This window comes from Trinickia sp. Z7, from assembly GCF_056498045.1.
On the sequence record NZ_JAUEQW010000011.1, the window covers coordinates 37,088 to 59,064 of the forward strand.

The window sequence follows — 21,977 nt, forward strand, 5'->3', positions numbered from 1 at the left end:
ATCCTCCCAAGCTTACCCACGCGACTTTCACACGGCTGCAATCTGCTACGCGTACGCGCGGGGGATCGGGGAAAAGGGAAACACAGATGAATTTCGACGTCGTAATCGTAGGCAGCGGCCTGGCGGGCCTGACCGTTGCGCTCAATCTCGCCGAGAAGCGGCGCGTGGCCGTCATTGCCAAGCGGTCGATGACGGAAGGCGCGAGCGACTGGGCGCAAGGCGGAATCGCCGCGGTGCTGGACTCGGCCGATAGCGTCGAAAACCACGTCGACGATACGCTCGTCGCCGGTGCGGGGCTGTGCGACGAAGCCGCCACGCGGTTCATCGTCGAACACGGCCGCACGGCCATCGAGTGGCTGATCGATCAGGGCGTCCCGTTCACGCGCGACGACGCGGCCGAACTGGGCTTTCATCTGACGCGCGAGGGCGGGCACAGCCATCGCCGCATCATCCACGCGGCGGATGCCACCGGGCACGCGGTCGTGGCCACGCTGTCCGAACGCGTACGTCAACACCCGAACATCACCCTGCTAGAGGATCATTACGCGATCGACCTCATCACGTCCGATCGCCTCGGCCTGCCGGGCCGCCGCTGCCATGGCCTCTACGCACTCGATATCGAGAGCGGACGGACGGTCACGCTGGAAGCGCCCCACACGATCCTCGCAACGGGCGGCGCGGGCAAAGTCTATTTGTATACGACGAACCCCGATACGGCGACGGGCGACGGCATCGCGATGGCGTGGCGAGCCGGCTGCCGGGTGTCGAACATGGAGTTCATCCAGTTCCACCCGACCTGCCTCTTTCACCCCTACGCGAAGTCGTTCTTGATCACGGAAGCCGTGCGCGGTGAAGGCGGCAAGTTGCTGCTGCCCGACGGTACGCGTTTCATGCCGGCTCACGACGAACGGGCCGAACTCGCTCCTCGTGACGTCGTCGCGCGTGCGATCGATTTCGAGATCAAGAAGCGCGGTATCGACTGCGTCTATCTCGACATCAGCCATCAGCCTGCCGCGTTCCTGCACGAGCATTTCCCGACGATACTTGCGCGCTGCCTAGAGTTCGGCATCGACATCACGAAAGACCCGATCCCCGTCGTGCCTGCGGCGCACTACACCTGTGGCGGCGTCGTCACCGATTTGGCGGGACGCACGGACCTGGCCGGCCTTTATGCCGTGGGCGAAACGTCGTACACGGGCCTGCACGGCGCGAACCGCCTCGCGAGCAACTCTCTGCTCGAATGCCTCGTCATTGGGCGCTCTGCCGCGGACGCGATCGAGCGCGAAGGCTTCGATGCAGCCGCCCATGCCCCGCTGCCCGACTGGGACGAAAGCCGCGTCTCCGATCCCGATGAGGAAGTCGTCGTCGCCCACAATTGGGATGAGCTACGCCGGTTGATGTGGAACTACGTGGGGATCGTGAGGACCGACAAGCGTTTGGCGCGCGCCAAGCACCGCCTCTCGCTGCTGCGAGACGAGATTCAGGAATACTACGCAAACTTCAAAGTAAGCCGCGATCTGCTCGAGCTGCGCAATTTGGTCGACGTCGCTTCGTTGATCGTCGACAGCGCGCGCTCACGCAGGGAAAGTCGCGGCCTGCACTTCTCGCGCGATTGGCCGTCCGCCCTGCCCAAAGCGTTGCCGACCGTGCTCGCGCCCGAGCGCGTCCCGAACCGGCAAGTTTGAGCCGTAGGCCGTGCGAGGGGGGGCGGAGCGCGCGGGCTTGTTCAGCCCGATGGCCCGGCTGGCGAGCATGCTCGCCGAGCGTGAACTGCCCTAAAGCAGCCGCATCGAGAAATCGGTCGCGCGCACGTCTTTCGTCAGCGCGCCGATCGAGATCCGATCGACGCCCGTTTCCGCGATTGCGCGCACGGTGTCGAAATTCACACCGCCCGACACTTCGAGCAGCGCGCGTCCAGCAGTCAGCTTGACGGCGGCGCTCATCGCCTCGAACGAAAAATTGTCGAGGAGGATCGAATCGGCTCGGTGCGCAAGCGCCGATTCGAGCTGCTCGAGCGTTTCGACTTCGATTTGAATCGAAACCCCAGCGTTCAACGCGTACGCTGCCTCCAAGGCCGGTCCCACACCGCCGGCCGCGGCGATGTGGTTCTCCTTGATCAAGATGCCGTCGTACAACGCTAGGCGCTGATTCGCGCCGCCGCCCACACGCACGGCGTACTTCTGCGCGAGGCGCAGCCCAGGCAAGGTCTTGCGCGTGTCGAGAATACGGGCGCGCGTGCCCTCGATCGCATCGACGTACCGGCGCGTGGCAGTGGCCACACCGGAGAGCAATTGCAGAAAGTTCAAGCCGTTGCGCTCCGCCGTGAGCAGTGCACGCGCGGGCCCGCGCAGAAAGCAAACGACGGAATCGGCCGCCATCCGCTCACCCTCGCGATAGCGCCAGTCGATTTCGATCGCGGGATCGACCTGTTCCATCACGGCGACGAACCACGGCACGCCGCAAAGCACAGCCTCTTCCCGCACCAGAATGCGCGCATCGCGAATCGAATCGGCCGGTACGAGCCGCCCCGTCAAATCGCCCTCGCCCACGTCTTCCGATAACGCGTCAGCGATATTGCGCGCGAGCGCCGCGTCGAATGCGGCGCCGTACTGCGCGCGAATCTCCGCAAAAAGCGGCGATACGACGTCCTGGGCCGCCGTTGCTCGTTGCACGGTCATATGTTCAGTAGTCCTTTGCACCGCAGCGAGCCGGACCGGCGCCGCGGCATGCGAATAGCGAAAGAGGGGATGCCGACGCAACGCGCGTCAAGCCGCGCCGACGTTGGCAAAGAGCGAGGTGTCGCGGGCGAGATCGCCGCTTGCCTGCACACGCTTCTTGTGAGCCGCCGCGAACGCCAACATCCGATCGATCGGCACGCGGGCGCGCTCGCCGACGGTGGGGTCGACGAAGATTTCGTTGTGGCCGCGCTCGAGCACCTCGACCAAGTTCGCAAGCCCGTTCATCGCCATCCAAGGGCAATGCGCGCAGCTCTTGCAGGTTGCGCTATTGCCGGCCGTCGGTGCAGCAATAAAAGTCTTACCGGGTGCCGCAAGCTGCATCTTGTGCAAAATGCCGAGGTCGGTCGCGACGATGAAGTGCGTGGCATCGAGGCGCTTGGCGGCGTCGATCAACTGCGTGGTCGAACCGACGACGTCGGCCAGGGCCACCACGCTCGCAGGCGATTCGGGATGCACGAGCACCTTTGCCTGGGGATGCTCGGCCTTCAACAAATCGAGCTCGATACCTTTGAACTCGTCATGCACGAGACACGAGCCTTGCCATAGCAGCATATCCGCGCCCGTCTGTTTCTGAATGTACTCGCCCAGGTGGCGGTCGGGCGCCCAAAGGATTTTCTCTCCGCGCGCGTGCAGGTGCGAGACGATCTCGAGACCGATCGAGGATGTCACCATCCAATCGGCGCGCGCCTTCACGGCCGCGCTCGTGTTCGCATACACGACGACGGTCCGGTCCGGGTGCGCATCGCAGAACGCCGAGAACTCGTCGGCCGGGCAGCCGAGATCGAGCGAGCACGTCGCATCGAGATCGGGCATCAGAATGCGCTTGCCGGGGCTCAGGATTTTTGCGGTTTCGCCCATGAAACGCACGCCCGCCACGACGAGCGTTTGCGCCTCGTGATCGCGCCCGAAGCGCGCCATCTCGAGCGAGTCGGCCACGCAGCCTCCGGTTTCGTCGGCTAGTTCCTGCAACTCGGCATCGACGTAGTAGTGCGCGACGAGCACGGCCTTTTCACGCTCGAGCAACTCGCGCACGCGCGCCTTCAGTTGCCGCTTCTCTTCTGGCGACGGCGCCGGCGGCACTTTCGCCCAAGCGTGGCCGACGCCGCAAACGGCGCCCGCGAGCGGCTTGTCGAATTCGACGGTCTTGATGGCCGAGTCCATCCTAATCTCCACTAGCGCGCCTGACGGTCGAGCCGAGCCCAGCGCAAAACGGCCCGCGAACACACGAGGCCCAAAAAGCAACACCCCGCCAAAGCGGGGTGTCGATGACGTACCGAAATTTTAAAGGATTTCGCGTTAGCAGGCGCTCAGGCGTAGCGGCGCAGGCGCATCGCGAATTCCTGCAACGCTTTGATGCCGCTCTGCTCGGCCCGATGACACCAGTCCTGCAACTGGGCCAGCAATTGTTCACGGGAGGCGTTCGACCGCTCCCAGATCGCGCTGAGATCCTTACGCAACTCGATGAAGGTGCGCAGGGTTTGGCTGTCGGCGAAGATTTCCGGCAACTGACGCTTTTGCGGCTCGTCGAGCCCAGCTTCTTCCTTGTGGAACCACTCGCGCGCGCCGCGCATCAATTGATACTTTTCGCGCGCACCGACTTCCTTGAGCCGCGCGAGCTCCTGGCGATAGGCTCGCTTGACGGTCTTGGCATAGCGCGCCATGACCTCGTAGCGATTCGTCAACACCGCCTGCAGCGTGTCTTGGTCGAGCACGGGTTTGCTGGCCGCAAGACGCGGCGTGGGCGCGATCTTCTTGACCTTGGCGAGGCCAACGGCCGACATCAAGCGAATGTAAAGCCAACCGATGTCGAACTCGAACCACTTATTCGACAGCTTGGCCGAGGTGGCGTACGTGTGGTGATTGTTGTGGAGCTCTTCCCCGCCGATCAGGATGCCCCAAGGGAAAATGTTCGTGCTCGCGTCGGCCGAATTGAAGTTGCGGTACCCCCAGAAGTGCGCGAGACCGTTCACGACGCCGGCCGCCCAAAACGGAATCCAGATCATCTGCACCGCCCACACGCTGAGCCCGACGATGCCGAACAGCGCGACGTCGATCACCATCATGAGGCTCACGCCAAGGATCGGATAGCGCGTGTAGACATTGCGCTCGATCCAGTCGTTGGGCGTGCCGTGACCGAAGCGCCGCAGCGTTTCTTCGTTCTTGGCCTCGGCGCGATACAGCTCCGCCCCCTCGAGCAACACCTTCCAGATGCCCCGCGTTTGCGGACTATGCGGATCCTCTTCGGTTTCGCATTTCGCATGGTGCTTGCGGTGGATCGACGCCCATTGGCCCGTGAGCATGCCTGTCGTCATCCACAGCCACAGGCGGAAGAAATGGCTCGCGATCGGGTGCAGATCGAGCGCCCGGTGCGCCTGGCAGCGGTGGAGATAGACGGTGACGCCGATGATCGTGACGTGCGTGACGGCGAGCGCGAACAGCGCAATTTGCCACCACGAAAAACGAAGCAAGCCGTGCGCGAGGAAATCGAGAAGGGAGTTCAGCAAGGTGTTTACCTGTATTGCGACGACGCCCGCAATCGAGCGGATGCCGAGAGGTGAAAGCTAGCTTTCGATAGCTGCCTGCATTTTACTGCAATCGACGCAAGTATTTGTAACAAAAAAGAATTTTTGCGATGCAACAGCTCGTTGGATCGACATTTTTACCGATTTGGGCCTGTCGAGCGGCTGCGTGGGGCGCGGCATATCGCCGCAGCGGCAATCAAGCGCCCGTCGCCGCATCTCGAGCGAGCGGCGTGCCCGCTTCGCGCGTCTCGTTCGCGCCCGCGCCGATGGACGGGTCCTGGGCCAGCTCCACCGCGCCGTTCAGCACGGCCGGCAACCCGCCGACGAGATGGATATCGCGTCGCGGATAGGGAATCGAAATGCCGTGCTCCTCGAACAATCGCCAAATGTTGCGGTTGACGCTCGAACGGGTGGCGGCCGTGCCCTTGGCCGCTTCTTCGATCCAAAAGCCGAGTTCCAAATTGATGCCGTCGGCGCCGAAGCCCACGAGATACGCGGCGGGCGCCGGATCCTCGAGCACCCGCTCGACGCCGCGCGTCGCCTCGACGAGCAAGGCCATCGCTTGGTCGACGTCGGATGTATACGCGATCTGCACGGCAGCCTTCGCATAGCCGCGCGTCAAATAAGAGGAGTGGTTTTGCACCACGTCCGTCACGAGCTTTTCATTGGGGATCAGGGTCTCGATGCCGTCCAGCCCCCGCACGGTGGTGTAACGCGTGGTGATTTGGGTGACGATGCCCTGCAGACCCGCGACGTTGATCGTATCGCCTAGCCGCAACGAGCGATCGATCAAGATGATGAAGCCCGAGACATAATTGCTCGCGATCTTTTGCAAGCTCAGTCCGAGGCCCACGCCGAGCGCCCCGCCGAACACGCCGAGCACGGTGATGTCGATGCCCACGAGCGAGAAGCTGAGCAGCACCGCCGCCAGCAACAACAGCGCGCGCCCGACTCGCGACAGCACGACGCGCAAATTGGCGTCGACCGAATGCGCGCGCATGACGCGGTCCTCGTAGACCGAGCCGAGCCACAGCGCAAACACGACGGTCGCACAGACCCACGTCAGCCCCGTCGTGAACGACAGCAGCGTCATGTGCGCGTTGCCGACGCGAAAGCGCACCGACGCCATCCAGCGCAGCACCTCGTCCTGAATGCCGAGCACGGTGATGGCCATGCCGATCCACACCAACACGGAAACGAGCTTTTCGGCGATGGAGAGCCACGCGTGGGCGTGGCCGGTGCGTCCGAATACGCGGCGTGCAACGAAAAAGACGATGTAGATGAGCGCAATCCCGAACAGCGGAACGAGCGCAAGCTCCAGCAGCGAGGTCGACATGTACTCGTCGAGCGCGGTCTGCGCCGTCCAAACGAGCACACCGCCCAGCAGCGGAAACAACGCTTTGCGCAGGCTCTCCGCGCCGAAACGCGCCGTTTCCTGCCGCGCGCGCCGGCGCGAATCCAGTGCGCGGGCGACGAGGCGTGCGAGCACCCATGCAACGAGCAACGTGCCGAGCAGCGTCGACGCCTGCCAGATCATGACGGGCTGACCGTAATCGCGCGCGATGTCGGCCAGCATATGGGAAAGGATGCGGTTCTGTGTCATCTCGATGAGAGGCCGGCCGCACACGCGGCCGGCCTTGTGCTAACGATCACGCGCGGCGTTCGAGCACCGCGGCGAAAAAGCCGTCGGTCGCATGCCGATGCGGCCAGAGCGAAAGGTAATCGCCCATCTCGAGCTCGATGCGCTGCTCGGCGAGCACTTTGCCCGCCGGTACGAGCGAGAAATCGGGGTGATCGGCGAGAAACTGCGTGACGATCGCTTCGTTTTCCGCTTCGAGCACGCTGCAGGTCGCATAGACCAGCCGGCCGCCGGGTTTCACGAGGCGCGCGGCGCTGGCGAGGATCGACGCCTGCTTGGGCGCGAGTTCCTCGACAGAGCCCGGGCTCTGGCGCCATTTCAGATCGGGGTTGCGCCGCAAGGTGCCCAAGCCGCTACACGGCGCATCGACGAGCACGCGGTCGATCTTGCCTGCCAAGCGCTTGATCTTGGCATCGTGCTCGCTGTCGATCAGCACCGGATGCACGTTCGACAAACCGCTGCGCGCAAGACGCGGCTTCAGTTTGGCGAGGCGCCGGTCGGACGCGTCGAACGCGTACAGGCGGCCCGTGGAGCGCATTGCCGCACCGAGGGCGAGCGTCTTGCCGCCCGCACCGGCGCAAAAGTCGACGATCATCTCGCCGCGACGCGGCGCGACGAGCGCACAGAGCAATTGACTGCCCTCGTCCTGCACCTCGATCCAGCCATCCTCGAACGGCTTGAGCTTGGTAAGCGCGGGCTTGCCGACGACGCGCACGCCGAACGGCGCAAACGGCGTCGCCCCCGCTTCCACGCCGGCGGCTTCCAGCGCATCGATGACCTGCTCGCGATTCGCCTTGATCGGATTGACGCGCAAATCGAGCGGCGCCGGGTAGTTGAGCGCGGCGGCCAACTGCGCCAGCTCCTGCGCGTCGAACCGCTTGGCCAGCGCTTCGGCGATCCAATCGGGCAAGTTCGTCCGCACGCGCAGCGGCAAGCTGGCCGGATCGATCTTCGAAACGTGCTCGAGCCATGCGCCTTCGGCTTCGGACACGTAAGGCGCGAGCGCGGCGCGGCCGGCAGTCTGCATCAGCCCGAGCAGTGCGAGGCGCCGCGTGGGACTGCCGCTGCCGCTCTCCGCCAAGTGGGCGAATTCCATGCGCCGGCGCAACACCGCGAACACGGCCTCGGCGATGACGCCGCGCTCGGCGTGGCCGAGCTTCGGATGGGCGCGAAAGAAGCGGCTCGTCGTGGCGTCGGCGGGGCCCGTGAATTTGAGGACTTCGGCCAGCAGCGTTTCGGTCTGGCCGATCAGGAACCCGTGCAGCGCCGAATCTCGCTTGCCGCCGGCGCGCGCGGGACCGTGCGCGCCCTTTTCTTTCTTCTTCGTTTGCTTCATACGGCCGCCTCTTGCGTGTCGGAGAAATACCATTGCGGTTCGGGCGGCGTGACGAGCACGCGCAGGCCCGAGAGCGTCAAGCGATCTTCGACGAACCAGCGCACCGCGCGCGGATAGATCACGTGCTCGACCGCGAGCAGGCGCTGCGCGAGCGAGCGGGCATCGTCGCCGGCCGTAACGGGAATCGCGCCTTGCGCGACGATCGGGCCGTGATCGAGTTGCGGCGTCACGAAATGCACCGTCGCGCCGTGAAGCGCCACGCCTGCTTCGAGCGCCCGCTCGTGCGTGCGCAGCCCGGGAAAGCTAGGCAGCAAGGACGGGTGAACGTTGAGCATGCGGCCGGCGTAACGTTCGACGAACTCCGATGTGAGCACGCGCATGAAGCCGGCCAGCACGACGAGGTCGGGCGAGAAGCGATCGACGACCTGCCCAAGCGCTGCGTCGAAGGCTTCGCGATCGGGATAGCCGCCATGTTCGACCACGGCGGTGGCAATGCCGCGGGACGCTGCGAACGCAAGCCCGGCGGCATCGGGCCGGTTAGACACGACGGCCGCGATGCGCGCGGGCCAGCGCTCTTGCTCGCAAGCGCGTACGATCGCTTGCATGTTGCTGCCGCGCCCGGAAATCAGAATTACGATATTTTTCATCCGGCGATTTTATCACCCGAGGCCTCGCGCAAATCCGCGCGCGAGCCGGGCCAAGCGCCGAGCGTTTATAATCTTCTGCTTTGCGGCATGCGCCGCCCGTTCATCGATGATCGGCTTCGCGGCAATGCGCCGCCCACCCCAACGGCTATCGTGAGAGTCTTCCGCGGTCTTCCCAACGCCGAAAGCCGCGCGCCCTGCGCGCTGACGATCGGCAACTTCGACGGTGTCCACCGCGGCCACCAGGCGCTGCTCGCCCGCGTGAGCGAAGCGGCGCATGCGCGCGCCTTGCCCGTGTGCGTCATGACCTTCGAGCCGCACCCGCGCGAGTTCTTCAATCCGGCCGGCGCGCCGCCCCGCATCGCGATGCTGCGCGACAAGCTCGAAGCGCTGCGCACCAACGGCGTCGATCGCGTGGTGGTGGAACATTTCAATCACACGTTCGCGAGCCAGTCGCCCGACGCCTTCGTCAAGCGCATTCTCGTGGACGGCTTGCACGCGCGCTGGGTGTTGATCGGCGACGATTTCCGCTACGGCGCCAAGCGCGCCGGCGATTTCGCCTCGCTCAAAGCGGCCGGGGAACGATACGCGTTCGAGGTCGAACAGATGCAAACGATCGCCGATCCGAGCGGCGCGCGCATTTCCAGCTCGGGCGTGCGCGCCGCGCTGATCGCGGGCGATCTCGACGCCGCCCACGCCGCGCTCGGCCGCCCGTATGCGATCAGCGGCCACGTCGTGCATGGGCTCAAGCTCGGCCGCGACCTGGGCTTTCCCACCCTGAACCTGCCGATCGCCCATAAGCGTCCCGCGCTGGCCGGCATCTTCATCGTTCGCGTCCATGGCGTCGAAGCGGCGCCGCTGCCCGGCGTCGCGAGCCTCGGGCTGCGCCCGACCGTCGACGATTCGGGGCGCGTGCTGCTCGAAGTGCATCTGCTCGACTGGCATGGCGACGCCTATGGCAAACTCGTGCGCGTCGAATTTTTGAAAAAGTTGCGCGACGAGGAAAAGTACGCCGATCTCGAAACGCTGACGGCCGCCATCGCGCGCGATGTCGTAGGTGCGCGCGCCTATTTCACGGCGCTCGAGGGGGCGCAAGCGGCCGCCGAAGGCGCGCCCGGCAGCCGCGCGACGGGGTTTTCGACCTCGGCAACCGACCGAATTCGCTAGCCGCCGAACCGGCGCACGGCGCAAGGCGCAGCGCCCGTCCGTGCGGTCATCCACTTATTCAATACCGACGCGCCCACGGCTCGGGCGCCCACCGATTTCAGCGATAGCACTATGAGCGACAAGAAAGCCGATTCGAAACCGCAGGCCAAATATCCGGTCAACCTGCTCGACACGCCGTTCCCCATGCGGGGCGATTTGCCCAAGCGCGAGCCCCAATGGGTCAAGGCGTGGCAAGAGAATGGCATCTACGAGAAGATCCGCGCCGCCAGCAAAGGCCGCCCGCTCTTCGTGTTGCACGACGGCCCGCCCTATGCGAACGGCGACATCCATTTGGGCCACGCGGTCAACAAGATCCTCAAAGACATCATCGTGAAGTCCCGCAACATGGCCGGCTTCGACGCACCGTATGTGCCGGGCTGGGACTGTCACGGCATGCCGATCGAAATCCAGATCGAAAAGCAGTTCGGCAAATCGCTGCCCGCGGCCCAAGTGCAGCAAAAGGCGCGCGCCTATGCGAGCGAGCAGATCGAGACGCAGAAGGCTGGGTTCAAGCGGCTCGGCGTGCTCGGGGATTGGGACAACCCGTATAAGACGATGAACTTTTCGAACGAGGCGGCCGAAATTCGCGCGCTCGCCAAGATCCTCGAAAAGGGCTACGTGTTCCGCGGCCTGAAGCCCGTGAATTGGTGTTTCGACTGCGGCTCGGCGCTCGCCGAGGCCGAGGTCGAGTACAAGGACCGCGTCGACCCGTCGATCAGCGTTCTGTTCCCCTTCGCGGAACCCGAGAAAACGGCGCGTGCGTTCGGCCTCGCGTCGCTGCCGCGCGCCGAGGGCGGCATCGTCATCTGGACGACCACCCCGTGGACGATCCCGGCCAACCAGGCGCTGAACGTGCATCCCGAGCTCGACTACGCGCTCGTGGATACCGAGCGCGGCCTGCTCGTGCTCGCGCAAGAACGCGTGCAGGCATCGCTCGACGAGTTCGGCCTGACGGGCAATGTCATCGGCGCCGCGTCCGGCGCGAAGCTCGTCAATCTGCGCTTTCACCATCCCCTCTCGTCGGCGCACCTCGGCTATAAGCGCACCTCGCCGGTCTACTTGGGCGAATACGTCACGATCGATTCGGGCACGGGCGTGGTTCACACGTCGCCGGCCTACGGCGTAGAAGATTTCGAGTCGTGCAAATCGCACGGCATGGCCGATTCGGACATCATCAACCCGGTGGTGGGCGATGGCCGCTATATCGAATCGCTGCCGCTCTTCGGCGGGCTCAGCATTTGGGCAGCGAATCCGAAGGTGGTCGAGGCCCTCGCCGCAGCCGGCACGCTGCTGCATGCGGAAAAATACTCGCACAGCTACATGCACTGCTGGCGCCACAAGACGCCGATCATCTATCGCGCCACCTCGCAATGGTTCGCGGGCATGGACCTCACGCCGAACGACGGCGCGGCCACGCTGCGCGAAACGGCATTGGCCGGCGTGGAAGCCACCGCGTTCTTCCCGTCGTGGGGCAAGCAGCGTCTCTACAGCATGATCGCGAATCGCCCTGACTGGACGCTTTCGCGTCAGCGCCAATGGGGCGTGCCGATGGCGTTTTTCGTCCACAAGGAAACGGGCGAACTGCATCCGCGCACGATCGAGTTGCTCGAGGCCGTCGCACAGCGCGTCGAGCAAGGCGGCATCGAAGCCTGGCAAACGCTGGACGCGCGCGAGTTGATCGGCGAGGACGCCAACCTCTACGAGAAGAACCGCGACACGCTCGACGTCTGGTTCGACTCGGGCACGACCCATTGGCACGTGCTGCGCGGCTCTCACCAAGCCGTCTCGCACTTCCCGGCCGATCTCTATCTCGAGGGTTCGGACCAACACCGCGGCTGGTTCCACTCGTCGCTGTTGACGGCGTCGATGCTCGACGGCTGCGCGCCGTATCGCGCACTGCTGACTCACGGCTTCACCGTGGACGGCGAAGGCCGCAAAATGAGCAAATCGCTCGGCAACGGCGTCGACCCGCACGAGGTCGCGAACCGCCTGGGCGCCGAAATCATCCGCTTGTGGATCGCGTCCACCGACTACTCGGGCGAGCTCGCTATCTCCGAAGAAATTCTCAAGCGGGTGACCGAAAGCTATCGCCGCATTCGCAACACGCTGCGATTCCTGCTCGCCAATCTGTCCGACTTCGATTTCGCCACGCACGCGCAGCCGGTCGCGCACTGGCTCGAGATCGATCGCTACGCCGTCGCGCTCGCCGCCGAACTGCAACAGGACATCCTCGCGCACTACGAGAAGTACGAGTTCCACCCCGTCGTCGCGAAGCTGCAGACGTTTTGCTCGGAAGATCTCGGCGGCTTCTATCTAGACGTGCTGAAGGACCGTCTATACACGAGCGCGCCCGATTCGCCGGCGCGACGTTCGGCGCAAACGGTGCTCTATCACATCGCTCAAGCTTTGCTGCGAGTGATGGCGCCGTTCCTCTCGTTCACGGCGGAAGAAGCCTGGAAGGTGTTTCAACCAGGCAACGACACGATCTTCACGGAAACGTACTACGTGTACCCGGAGATCCCGGGCGCGGAAGCGTTGCGCGCGAAATGGGCATTGCTGCGCGCGGTGCGCGGCAACGTGACGAAGGCGTTGGAAGAAGCGCGCGCGGCCGAGCAAATCGGCTCGTCGCTACAAGCCGAAGTCACGATCCGTGCGACCGGGGCCGCCTACGATGCGCTCGCTAGCTTGGACGGCGACTTGAAGTTCGTGCTGATCACCTCCGATGCGAAGGTCGTGAAGGTCGATGCCGAATCCGAGGAAGGCGTCGACGTGGTCGCCTCGAAGTATCTGAAGTGCGAGCGCTGCTGGCACTATCGCGCCGACGTCGGCGCGAAGGCGCAGCACCCGACGCTTTGCGGCCGCTGCTTCAGCAACCTGTTCGGCGAAGGTGAAAAAAGGAGCGCAGCCTAATGGCAAAATCACGTTCGATGCAGGCGAGCGGCACTTCTCTCGCCCCGTGGCTCGGCATCTCGTTGATCGTCATCTTGTTCGACCAGTTGACCAAGATCGCAGTCACGAAGGTGTTCGCGTACGCCACGCCATATGTCCTCACACCGTTCTTCAATTTCCTGCTGTTCTTCAACCGCGGGGCGGCGTTCAACTTTCTGTCCAATGCCAGCGGCTGGCAACGCTGGGCGTTCACGGGCCTGGGGGTGATCGCCGCATGCGTCATCGTCTATTTGCTCAAGCGCCACGGCAATCAGCGGTTGTTTTGCACAGCGCTCGCGCTGATCATGGGAGGCGCGCTAGGCAATGTGATCGACCGCCTCGTGCACGGGCGCGTGATCGACTTCCTCGATTTCCATATCGGCACCTGGCATTGGCCGACGTTCAATCTCGCGGACAGTGCAATCGTCATTGGCGCCGCGCTGCTCGTGCTCGACGAGCTGCGGCGTGTGCGCGGCGCGCGTTGACGCGCTTCGGAGGCAAGCTTGGGAACCGCGGAACTCGCAGGCAAACATCTGCTGCTCGGCATGACGGGCGGCATCGCTAGCTACAAGATCGCCGAACTGACGCGCTTGCTGACCAAGGCGGGCGCGACCGTTCAGGTCGCGATGACCGATGCGGCGACGCAGTTCATCACGCCGGTCACGATGCAAGCTCTCTCGGGCAGGCCCGTGTTCACGAGCCAATGGGATACGCGCATCGACAACAATATGCCGCACATCGATCTATCGCGTGCGGCGCATGCGATCGTGATCGCGCCCGCATCGGCCGACTTCCTCGCGAAGCTCGCCCATGGGCGCGCCGACGATCTGCTCTCGATCCTTTGCCTCGCCCGCGAGTGCCCGCTGCTCGTCGTGCCTGCGATGAACCGGCAGATGTGGGCGCATCCCGCCACCCAACGCAACGTCGCGCAATTGCGCGCCGACGGCGTCGTCATTCTTGGCCCCGACGCAGGTTCGCAAGCCTGCGGCGAGGTGGGCGAAGGCCGCATGATCGAACCGGAAGATGCATTCGAGGCGCTCGTCTCGTTCTTCCGGCCGAAGCTGCTCGCGGGGCGGCGCGTGCTCGTCACGGCCGGGCCGACGTTCGAGCCGATCGATCCCGTGCGCGGCATCACGAATCGTTCTAGCGGCAAGATGGGCTTCGCACTTGCGCGCGCTGCGCAGCAAGCCGGCGCCGAAGTACGGTTGATCGCGGGTCCGGTCGCGCTGCCGACCCCTTGGGGCGTCGAGCGCGAAGACGTCGAAACCGCGCAGCAAATGTTCGACGCCGTCATGCAGTCGGTGGCGGATTCGGACGTATTCATCGCGGTGGCGGCGGTGGCCGACTGGCGCGTGACGCAAGCAAGCGAGCACAAGATCAAGAAAACGGCGGCGCAAGCCGTCCCGACGCTTTCGTTCGTCGAAAATCCCGATATTCTCGCGACCGTTGCGAAACTGCCCAATGCGCCGTACTGCGTCGGCTTCGCGGCCGAAAGCGGCGATTTGGCGGCCAATGGCGAGCAAAAACGCCTGAAGAAGGGCGTCCCGCTCATCGTCGGCAATCTCGGGCCGGCCACGTTCGGCCGCGACGACAACGAGGTGGTCCTGTTCGATGCGGCGGGGGCGACGCATTTGCCCCGCGCTGACAAGGACACGCTGGCGAGCGTGCTGATTGCCGAGATCGCGCGACGCCTCCCCGATACGGGCCTCATTTCGTGATGATCAAGCGCGACGCGCCCATGGCCTAGCGCAGTGCCTCGCGCAAGTGTTCGGCGCGGATTGGCGCCGATGGCACAGGACACGACACAGCGGCTTCCCTGCTCCTTTTTTCACTCATGAAACTCGACCTGAAAATCCTCGACGCGCGCATGCGCGATTACCTCCCCGCCTATGCCACGCCGGGCAGCGCGGGCCTGGACTTACGCGCCGCTATCGAGGCGTCGATCACGCTCGAACCGGGGCAAACGGCGCTCGTGCCGACCGGTCTCGCGATTCACGTCGGCGATCCTGGCTATGCAGCGTTGATCCTCCCGCGATCGGGCTTGGGCCATAAGCACGGGATCGTGCTCGGCAATCTCGTCGGTTTGATCGATTCCGACTACCAGGGCGAGTTGATGGTTTCGACGTGGAACCGCGGTCATACGACGTTCACGTTAAATCCCATGGAGCGCCTGGCACAGCTAGTCATCGTGCCCGTCGTGCAGGCGCAGTTCAATATCGTCGACGAATTTCCCGCGAGCGAGCGCGGCGCGGGCGGGTTCGGCAGCACGGGCAAACATTGATCGCTCGCTAAACCGGCGGCGCAGACCGCCGCTTGTGTCGGGCGTGCGCGGTCCTCGTTCGCGTGATTCGCAGTCGTCCGCGCCCGGGGTCCGAGCCAAGGAATACCGCAGCGATTCGGACCTTGCGCCGGCCGCGAGCCGGCCTCCGCTCGCACAAAAACAAAAACGGCGCTTCGAACTGCGAAGCGCCGTTTTCCTTGGCGAACCTCGATCCGCCAGGCTGCTCGTCTATTCGATTTCGACAGTCTCCGGGCTCGCATTACGCGGCGCGGCGTTCTCGTCGAACGTCAACTGCACCTTGTCGTTGTCATCGACATCGACCGTGACGCGCCCGCCACTCATGAGCTTGCCGAAGAGGAGCTCATCGGCAAGCGCGCGGCGGATCGTGTCTTGGATCAAGCGCTGCATCGGGCGCGCGCCCATGAGCGGATCGAAGCCGTGCTTGGCCAAGTGCTTGCGCAGCGCGTCGGTGAAGAGCGCGTCGACCTTCTTCTCGTGCAACTGATCTTCGAGTTGCATGAGGAACTTGTCGACCACGCGCATGATGATTTCCTCATCGAGCGAGCGGAAGCTGATGACCGCGTCGAGACGGTTGCGGAACTCGGGCGTAAACATCCGCTTGATGTCGGCCATCTCGTCGCCGGTTTCGCGACGCGACGTAAACCCGATCGTGCCTTTCTGCATCGACTCGGCGCCGGCATTGGTCGTCATGATGATGATGACGTTGCGGAAGTCGGCCTTGCGACCGTTGTTGTCCGTCAGCGTGCCGTGATCCATCACCTGCAGCAACACATTGAAGATATCCGGATGTGCCTTCTCGATTTCGTCGAGCAACAACACGCAGTGCGGTTTCTTCGTGACGGCCTCGGTCAACAGCCCGCCCTGATCGAAGCCGACGTATCCCGGCGGCGCGCCGATCAGGCGGCTGACGGCGTGGCGTTCCATGTACTCCGACATGTCGAAGCGAATCAGCTCGATGCCCAGCGTGAACGCCAACTGGCGTGCAACCTCGGTCTTGCCGACGCCCGTCGGACCGGAGAACAGGAATGAGCCGATCGGCTTATCCGTTTTGCCCAACCCCGCCCGCGCCATTTTGATGGCGGCGGCGAGCGCATCGATGGCCGGATCCTGGCCGAACACGACCGATTTCAGATCGCGATCGAGCGTCTGCAGCTTGCTGCGGTCGTCCTGCGACACACTTTGCGCCGGCACCCGCGCGATCTTGGAGATGATGTCCTCGATCTCACCCTTGCCGATCGTCTTCTTCTGCTTGGACTTGGGCAAAATGCGCTGCGCCGCGCCGGCTTCGTCGATCACGTCGATCGCCTTGTCGGGCAAATGCCGGTCGGTGATGAAACGAGCCGACAATTCGGCAGCCGCCGACAGCGCACCCGACGAGTACTTGACGCCGTGATGCTCTTCGAAGCGCGACTTGAGCCCGCGCAAGATCGCAACCGTTTGCTCCACGGTGGGCTCGGTCACGTCGATCTTCTGGAAACGCCGCGACAGCGCCGCATCCTTCTCGAAGATGCCGCGGTATTCGGTGAACGTCGTCGCGCCGATGCACTTGAGCGTGCCCGAGGACAGCGCTGGCTTGAGCAGGTTCGATGCGTCGAGCGTCCCGCCCGATGCGGCGCCCGCGCCGATCAGCGTGTGGATTTCGTCGATGAACAGAATGGCGTGCGGACGCTCTTTGAGCTCTTTGAGCACGGTTTTCAAGCGTTGCTCGAAATCGCCGCGATACTTCGTGCCGGCCAAGAGCGCACCCATGTCGAGCGAATACACCTGCGCATCGGCCAGGATGTCCGGAACTTCGCCACGCGTGATGCGCCAGGCGAGCCCCTCGGCGATCGCCGTCTTACCGACGCCGGCTTCGCCCACGAGCAGCGGGTTGTTCTTGCGGCGGCGGCAAAGCACTTGCACGACGCGCTCGACTTCCGACTCGCGACCGATCAGCGGATCGATGCGCCCGTCCTTGGCCATCTGATTGAGATTCTGCGTGAACTGCGCAAGCGGCGTTTCCTTCTGCGAAGCGGCGTCCTCCGACTCGGCGTTGGCGTCGCCCGCCTTGGCCGAATCGCTGCTGCTCGTCTTCGCAATGCCGTGCGAAATGAAGTTCACGACATCGAGCCGCGTCACGCCCTGCTGTTGCAGATAGTAGACGGCGTGTGAATCCTTCTCGCCGAAGATGGCGACCAGCACGTTCGCACCCGTGACTTCCTTCTTGCCGTTCGAGGTCGACTGCACGTGCATGATCGCGCGCTGAATCACGCGCTGAAAGCCGAGCGTGGGCTGCGTGTCGACATCGTCGGTGCCGGGCACCGTGGGCGTATTGTCGTGGATGAAATTGCGTAGGTTTTGGCGCAAATCTTCGATGTTGGCCGCGCACGCGCGCAACACTTCGGCGGCCGTCGGATTGTCCAGCAACGCCAGCAACAGATGTTCGACCGTGATGAACTCATGCCGCGCCTGGCGTGCTTCCATGAACGCCATGTGCAGGCTGACTTCCAGTTCCTGGGCAATCATGCTTCCTCCATCACGCACTGCAGCGGATGCCCTGCCTGCCGTGCGTGGGTAACTACTTGCTCGACCTTGGTCGACGCGATGTCCCGCGTATAGACCCCACATACCCCCCGCCCTTCGCGATGCACCTTCAGCATGATCTGCGTAGCGGTCTCTCTATCTTTATTGAAATATTCCTGCACGATCATCACGACAAATTCCATTGGCGTGAAATCGTCATTGAGCAAGACAACCTTATACATGGACGGCGGTTTCAGCGCTTTTTCCTGCCGCTCCAGTACGGTGCCATCCTGCTTGTCCGGGATAATCGCCATACACCCATTCTAAACAACTCGGACGGGCTCGCAATCCTGCCGAAACCCGACCGACCGGTTGGTGGACCGGGCCGCCGCCGCCCCGCGCCCACTCGCGCGCCGATCGCCGCCGCTTCCCGCATCATGCGCCTATTCGCGCCGCCGCCACGCTCGCCGCCGCGGCTTCCCGCCGCAGAGATCGAAGCGACCGCATCGAGTATCGCACAGAGCGTGCCGAGCTTCTCGACGCCCACCCCGGCCGCCGGCCGCGCTTCGCGGTATCGGGCACCGGACACATCTGAGTCGATTATGCGACTTTTCAAGAGCCGCCGCTTGCGCTAGCGCACAAACTCTACGCGGGAGAAACCCTGAAAATCGGTGCTCGAAGCAACGCTCCATCCAACATCTCAAAATTCACTTGACACCTGCTTAAAGAGATCCAACAATCAAGCTGGCACTTTTTTCAGCTAGCCGCAAGAAGTGGACGTACGAAAAAAAATGCCGAGGTGAGCTAGTGCGGAGGGGGCGGCTGCATCATGCGGCTGTCGAGCTTTTCGAGCAGGCTCGTGGGACATGAGTTACAGGGGAAGTTGGTATGGCAACTGGTACGGTCAAATGGTTCAATGACGCGAAAGGCTTCGGATTCATCACGCCCGATGAAGGCGGCGAGGATCTGTTTGCGCACTTCTCGGCCATCCAAATGAACGGTTTCAAAACGCTCAAGGAAGGTCAGAAGGTGAGCTTTGAGGTCGTCCAAGGACCGAAGGGCAAGCAGGCGTCGAACATTCAGTCTGCAGCTTGAGACTGCCTCGACGGCAGCGCCTATGAAAGCCCGGCTTCGGCCGGGTTTTTTTCGCCCTGAAGGAGGCTGCCCCAGGCCTCGCGCGTGCGAGCCGCTCCACGGCGCCCCTCCGATGCAGCGCTAACGCACCGCCAGCGTGTAAGTCAAAAATACGTCGTCGCGGCGCCACCCCATCGACTCATACAGCGCCTGTGCCGCCACGTTCGTCTTGGCGGTCGTCAAGTCCATTCGAACCTTGCCGTCCGCTAGGGCGCGCGCGTGCGCTGCCGCGAGTAGAGCCCGCGCGAGGCCGAGGCGCCGTGCCCGCCGTTCGACGAACAAGTCGTACAGCACATAGATCGGGGCCGCCGCCACCGAACAAAACGAGGGGTAGAGCTGACAGAATCCCGCGAGCGCACCCTCGCCGTCCTCCGCTACCAGCACGACCGATTCGCCATTATCGATGCGGGCGCGAATGAATCGCTCGGCATGCATCAAATCGGGGCGCTGCTCATAGAATTGTCGATATAAATCGAACAATCGAGCTGTTTCGGCTAAATCGCGCGTTTCGAATGCGCGAATCGAAATCGAAGCGTTCACTGGGCAATATCCTGGAAGGTCGAAATATCGCATGCGATGCGATATCGACCATCGAAAGAAAAACCCCGGCGGGCAAGAAGCACCGGCCGGGGTTCGCAGCAGCCTACGCAGGACTGCCGTGCGCGTTACATATTTTCGATCATCACCTGACCGAAGCCCGAGCAGGACACCTGCGTCGCGCCTTCCATCAAGCGCGCGAAGTCGTACGTCACACGCTTTTGCAGGATCGACTTCTCCATCGACGAAATGATCACGTCGGCCGCTTCCGTCCAACCCATATGGCGCAGCATCATTTCAGCCGACAGGATTTCCGAGCCCGGGTTCACGTAGTCCTTGCCCGCGTACTTGGGCGCCGTGCCGTGCGTGGCTTCGAACATGGCCACGGAATCGGACATGTTCGCGCCCGGCGCGATGCCGATGCCGCCGACTTGCGCGGCCAGTGCGTCCGAGATGTAGTCGCCGTTCAGGTTCAGCGTGGCGATGACGTCGTACTCTGCCGGGCGCAGCAAAATTTGCTGCAGGAATGCGTCGGCAATCACATCCTTCACGACGATATCGTTGCCCGTCTTCGGGTTCTTGAACTTCATCCACGGGCCGCCGTCGATCAGTTCCGCACCGAATTCCTTCTGAGCAAGCGCGTAGCCCGCGTCGCGGAATGCGCCTTCGGTGAACTTCATGATGTTGCCCTTATGCACGAGCGTGACCGAGCGGCGATCGTTGTCGATCGCGTACTGGATCGCCTTGCGCACCAGACGCTCCGTGCCTTCGCGCGATACCGGCTTGATGCCGATGCCCGAGGTTTCGGGGAAGCGAATCTTCTTCACGCCCATTTCTTCGCGCAGGAACTTGATGACCTTCTTGGCCTGCTCCGATTCCGCCGCCCATTCGATGCCGGCGTAGATGTCTTCCGAATTCTCGCGGAAGATCACCATGTGGGTCTTCTCCGGTTCGCGCACCGGCGAAGGAACACCCTTGAAATATTGAACCGGGCGCAGGCAGACATACAGGTCTAGCTCTTGACGCAACGCGACGTTCAACGAGCGGATGCCGCCGCCGACGGGCGTCGTGAGCGGGCCCTTGATCGAAACGACGTAATCTTTGAGCACTTGCAGGGTTTCTTCGGGCAGCCAGACGTCCGGACCGTAGATCTTGGTGGCCTTCTCGCCCGCGTAGATTTCCATCCAGTGGATCTTGCGCTTGCCGCCGTACGCCTTTTCGACCGCCGCGTCGACCACCTTGATCATCACGGGCGTGATATCGAAGCCCGTGCCGTCACCCTCGATGTACGGAATGATCGGCTGATCGGAAACGTTGAGCGAAAAGTCCGCGTTGACGGTGATCTTGTCACCGCCCGTCGGAACCTTGATGTGCTGATACGGCATGATCGACTCCAGTGTTGGCTGTGCGGGTGGAAAGCAGCGATACGCGGCAACGCGCAACGGGACGTTCATCTCCCGTGCGCCGACGCGCAGCGCTTGCCCAATTTTCGGTTCGGCGCTCGATGCGGCCGCGCCCATGCGGCTGGATGGCTATTCTAGCCCACGTCGAATCGCCGGCGGCGCACACTGCGGCGCGCCCCCGACGCTACGCAAAGGTTCGGCGAGCGAGGCAGTCAGTCTTGGGTCTTATATAAGACAAAAGACTTGGGCATTCCGTATTATGCATTAAGATTCCGCCATTTGCCATAGACGCGCCGGGCAACGCTGCGGCGGGGCGTCGTGGCGCACCCGTGCGCCGCTCGCCGCTCGTTCGTTGCGGCGAACGTGCGCCTCGGCAACGCTTCTTCAGTCATTCACATGCGCCTCATCGCCCTCAACAAACCGTTCGGCACGATCTGCCAGTTCTCGGCGCACGAACGCCATGCCTCGCTCGGCGACTGGGTGGACGTTCCCGGCGTCTATCCCGCAGGCCGGCTCGACGCCGACAGCGAAGGGCTGCTGCTGCTCACCGATGACGGCGCGTTGCAGGCGCGCATCGCCGAACCGCGTCACAAGCTCGTCAAGCGTTATTGGGCGCAAGTGGAAGGCGAGCCCGACCCGGCGGCGCTCGCCAAGTTGACGGCGGGCGTCGACCTGGGCGATTACACGACGCGTCCATGCCATGCGCGCGTCATCGAAGAGCCCGCGGCGCTCTGGCCTCGCGTTCCGCCCATCCGTTACCGCGCGGCGATCCCAACCACCTGGATCGAGCTCGAAATCACCGAGGGCAAGAATCGGCAGGTGCGGCGCATGACCGCCGCGGTCGGATTTCCCACGCTGCGCCTCGTGCGCGCGGGCATCGGTGCGCTGGACCTGATGACGCTCGGTCTCGCCCCCGGGCAGTGGTGCGAATTGCCGCACCGCGCACCATGGGAGGGCATGGCCCCGCGCAAACGCGCCAGACGGACGGCCGATTGAGCGCAGGTCTCGAGCGCAGGTCACTAACGTATTGCGCCAATACGGTTTTTCGTCTTCCGTCGTGCCAGCGGGCGCCTCGCTAAGGCCTCG

18 protein-coding genes are annotated in these 21,977 nt (G+C 63.7%); 8 read left to right on the forward strand and 10 right to left on the reverse strand.

Annotation, left to right across the window (positions count from 1 at the left end):
* Positions 1 to 86 precede the first annotated feature (86 nt).
* Positions 87 to 1,685 carry an L-aspartate oxidase gene (nadB, locus tag QQS38_RS18420; RefSeq protein ID WP_479646790.1) on the forward strand — a complete coding sequence of 533 codons (1,599 nt, stop codon included), beginning with the start codon at positions 87 to 89 and terminating at the stop codon, positions 1,683 to 1,685.
* 90 nt (positions 1,686 to 1,775) lie between these two features.
* Here nadB and nadC read toward each other — a convergent pair whose 3' ends face one another.
* The 6 genes from nadC to purN all read right to left on the reverse strand — a co-directional run bounded on the left by nadC (position 1,776) and on the right by purN (position 8,882).
* Positions 1,776 to 2,678, reverse strand: coding sequence for a carboxylating nicotinate-nucleotide diphosphorylase (gene nadC, locus QQS38_RS18425; protein ID WP_479646791.1), 903 nt, complete (start codon positions 2,676 to 2,678; stop codon positions 1,776 to 1,778).
* An 87-nt stretch (positions 2,679 to 2,765) separates the two neighbouring features.
* Complete coding sequence (nadA, locus tag QQS38_RS18430) at positions 2,766 to 3,899, reverse strand: quinolinate synthase NadA (protein WP_479646792.1); 1,134 nt, start codon at positions 3,897 to 3,899, stop codon at positions 2,766 to 2,768.
* Positions 3,900 to 4,045: 146 nt separating this feature from the next.
* Complete coding sequence (locus tag QQS38_RS18435) at positions 4,046 to 5,242, reverse strand: DesA family fatty acid desaturase (RefSeq protein ID WP_479646793.1); 1,197 nt, start codon at positions 5,240 to 5,242, stop codon at positions 4,046 to 4,048.
* 214 nt (positions 5,243 to 5,456) lie between these two features.
* The gene (locus QQS38_RS18440; RefSeq protein ID WP_479646794.1) at positions 5,457 to 6,863 is read right to left on the reverse strand and encodes a mechanosensitive ion channel family protein; all 1,407 of its coding nucleotides are present in this window, start codon (positions 6,861 to 6,863) and stop codon (positions 5,457 to 5,459) included.
* A gap of 46 nt (positions 6,864 to 6,909) precedes the next feature.
* Positions 6,910 to 8,235 (reverse strand): RsmB/NOP family class I SAM-dependent RNA methyltransferase, encoded by a 1,326-nt coding sequence (locus QQS38_RS18445; RefSeq protein ID WP_479646795.1) that lies wholly within the window; start codon positions 8,233 to 8,235, stop codon positions 6,910 to 6,912.
* The gene (gene purN / locus QQS38_RS18450) at positions 8,232 to 8,882 is read right to left on the reverse strand and encodes a phosphoribosylglycinamide formyltransferase (protein WP_479646796.1); all 651 of its coding nucleotides are present in this window, start codon (positions 8,880 to 8,882) and stop codon (positions 8,232 to 8,234) included. The genes QQS38_RS18445 and purN overlap by 4 nt, the downstream gene beginning before the upstream one ends.
* A gap of 150 nt (positions 8,883 to 9,032) precedes the next feature.
* Here purN and QQS38_RS18455 point away from each other — a divergent pair, with 150 nt between their 5' ends.
* The 5 genes from QQS38_RS18455 (at position 9,033) to dut (ending at position 15,294) form a co-directional block, all read left to right on the forward strand.
* Positions 9,033 to 10,046 (forward strand): bifunctional riboflavin kinase/FAD synthetase, encoded by a 1,014-nt coding sequence (locus QQS38_RS18455; protein ID WP_479646797.1) that lies wholly within the window; start codon positions 9,033 to 9,035, stop codon positions 10,044 to 10,046.
* A gap of 111 nt (positions 10,047 to 10,157) precedes the next feature.
* Positions 10,158 to 12,995, forward strand: a complete 2,838-nt coding sequence (gene ileS / locus QQS38_RS18460) for an isoleucine--tRNA ligase (protein WP_479646798.1) — start codon at positions 10,158 to 10,160, stop codon at positions 12,993 to 12,995.
* Entirely contained in the window at positions 12,995 to 13,498 is a 504-nt protein-coding gene (gene lspA / locus QQS38_RS18465; protein WP_479646799.1) for a signal peptidase II, read from the forward strand. The genes ileS and lspA overlap by 1 nt, the downstream gene beginning before the upstream one ends.
* A gap of 18 nt (positions 13,499 to 13,516) precedes the next feature.
* Entirely contained in the window at positions 13,517 to 14,731 is a 1,215-nt protein-coding gene (gene coaBC / locus QQS38_RS18470) for a bifunctional phosphopantothenoylcysteine decarboxylase/phosphopantothenate--cysteine ligase CoaBC (protein WP_479646800.1), read from the forward strand.
* A gap of 116 nt (positions 14,732 to 14,847) precedes the next feature.
* Positions 14,848 to 15,294, forward strand: a complete 447-nt coding sequence (gene dut / locus QQS38_RS18475; RefSeq protein ID WP_479646801.1) for a dUTP diphosphatase — start codon at positions 14,848 to 14,850, stop codon at positions 15,292 to 15,294.
* 228 nt (positions 15,295 to 15,522) lie between these two features.
* On the opposite strand, the gene clpA is transcribed toward dut, so the two are convergent.
* Positions 15,523 to 17,820, reverse strand: coding sequence for an ATP-dependent Clp protease ATP-binding subunit ClpA (clpA, locus tag QQS38_RS18480; RefSeq protein WP_479646802.1), 2,298 nt, complete (start codon positions 17,818 to 17,820; stop codon positions 15,523 to 15,525).
* Positions 17,817 to 18,131, reverse strand: coding sequence for an ATP-dependent Clp protease adapter ClpS (gene clpS / locus QQS38_RS18485; RefSeq protein ID WP_102612772.1), 315 nt, complete (start codon positions 18,129 to 18,131; stop codon positions 17,817 to 17,819). Before clpS ends, clpA begins: the two co-directional genes overlap by 4 nt.
* Positions 18,132 to 18,705: 574 nt before the next feature.
* Here clpS and cspD point away from each other — a divergent pair.
* Positions 18,706 to 18,912 carry a cold shock domain-containing protein CspD gene (gene cspD / locus QQS38_RS18490; protein ID WP_007586257.1) on the forward strand — a complete coding sequence of 69 codons (207 nt, stop codon included), beginning with the start codon at positions 18,706 to 18,708 and terminating at the stop codon, positions 18,910 to 18,912.
* Between the two features lie 120 nt (positions 18,913 to 19,032).
* Here cspD and QQS38_RS18495 read toward each other — a convergent pair whose 3' ends face one another.
* Together QQS38_RS18495 and icd are read right to left on the reverse strand one after the other, a co-directional pair.
* Positions 19,033 to 19,479, reverse strand: coding sequence for a GNAT family N-acetyltransferase (locus tag QQS38_RS18495; protein ID WP_479646926.1), 447 nt, complete (start codon positions 19,477 to 19,479; stop codon positions 19,033 to 19,035).
* Positions 19,480 to 19,616: 137 nt separating this feature from the next.
* The gene (gene icd, locus QQS38_RS18500; protein WP_325343843.1) at positions 19,617 to 20,873 is read right to left on the reverse strand and encodes an NADP-dependent isocitrate dehydrogenase; all 1,257 of its coding nucleotides are present in this window, start codon (positions 20,871 to 20,873) and stop codon (positions 19,617 to 19,619) included.
* Positions 20,874 to 21,287: 414 nt separating this feature from the next.
* Between icd and QQS38_RS18505 the strand changes: the two genes are divergently transcribed.
* Positions 21,288 to 21,887 carry a pseudouridine synthase gene (locus QQS38_RS18505; protein WP_479646927.1) on the forward strand — a complete coding sequence of 200 codons (600 nt, stop codon included), beginning with the start codon at positions 21,288 to 21,290 and terminating at the stop codon, positions 21,885 to 21,887.
* Positions 21,888 to 21,977: the final 90 nt, after the last annotated feature.

Bases quoted from the DNA above. Each gene is read 5' to 3' on its own strand.
- QQS38_RS18505 (WP_479646927.1), top strand. From the start codon at position 21,288: ATGCGCCTCATCGCCCTCAACAAACCGTTCGGCACGATCTGCCAGTTC.
- QQS38_RS18445 (WP_479646795.1), bottom strand. From the start codon at position 8,235: ATGAAGCAAACGAAGAAGAAAGAAAAGGGCGCGCACGGTCCCGCGCGC.
- nadB (WP_479646790.1), top strand. From the start codon at position 87: ATGAATTTCGACGTCGTAATCGTAGGCAGCGGCCTGGCGGGCCTGACC.
- clpA (WP_479646802.1), bottom strand. From the start codon at position 17,820: ATGATTGCCCAGGAACTGGAAGTCAGCCTGCACATGGCGTTCATGGAA.
- icd (WP_325343843.1), bottom strand. From the start codon at position 20,873: ATGCCGTATCAGCACATCAAGGTTCCGACGGGCGGTGACAAGATCACC.
- purN (WP_479646796.1), bottom strand. From the start codon at position 8,882: ATGAAAAATATCGTAATTCTGATTTCCGGGCGCGGCAGCAACATGCAA.
- ileS (WP_479646798.1), top strand. From the start codon at position 10,158: ATGAGCGACAAGAAAGCCGATTCGAAACCGCAGGCCAAATATCCGGTC.
- dut (WP_479646801.1), top strand. From the start codon at position 14,848: ATGAAACTCGACCTGAAAATCCTCGACGCGCGCATGCGCGATTACCTC.
- QQS38_RS18440 (WP_479646794.1), bottom strand. From the start codon at position 6,863: ATGACACAGAACCGCATCCTTTCCCATATGCTGGCCGACATCGCGCGC.
- lspA (WP_479646799.1), top strand. From the start codon at position 12,995: ATGGCAAAATCACGTTCGATGCAGGCGAGCGGCACTTCTCTCGCCCCG.
- cspD (WP_007586257.1), top strand. From the start codon at position 18,706: ATGGCAACTGGTACGGTCAAATGGTTCAATGACGCGAAAGGCTTCGGA.
- nadA (WP_479646792.1), bottom strand. From the start codon at position 3,899: ATGGACTCGGCCATCAAGACCGTCGAATTCGACAAGCCGCTCGCGGGC.
- clpS (WP_102612772.1), bottom strand. From the start codon at position 18,131: ATGGCGATTATCCCGGACAAGCAGGATGGCACCGTACTGGAGCGGCAG.
- nadC (WP_479646791.1), bottom strand. From the start codon at position 2,678: ATGACCGTGCAACGAGCAACGGCGGCCCAGGACGTCGTATCGCCGCTT.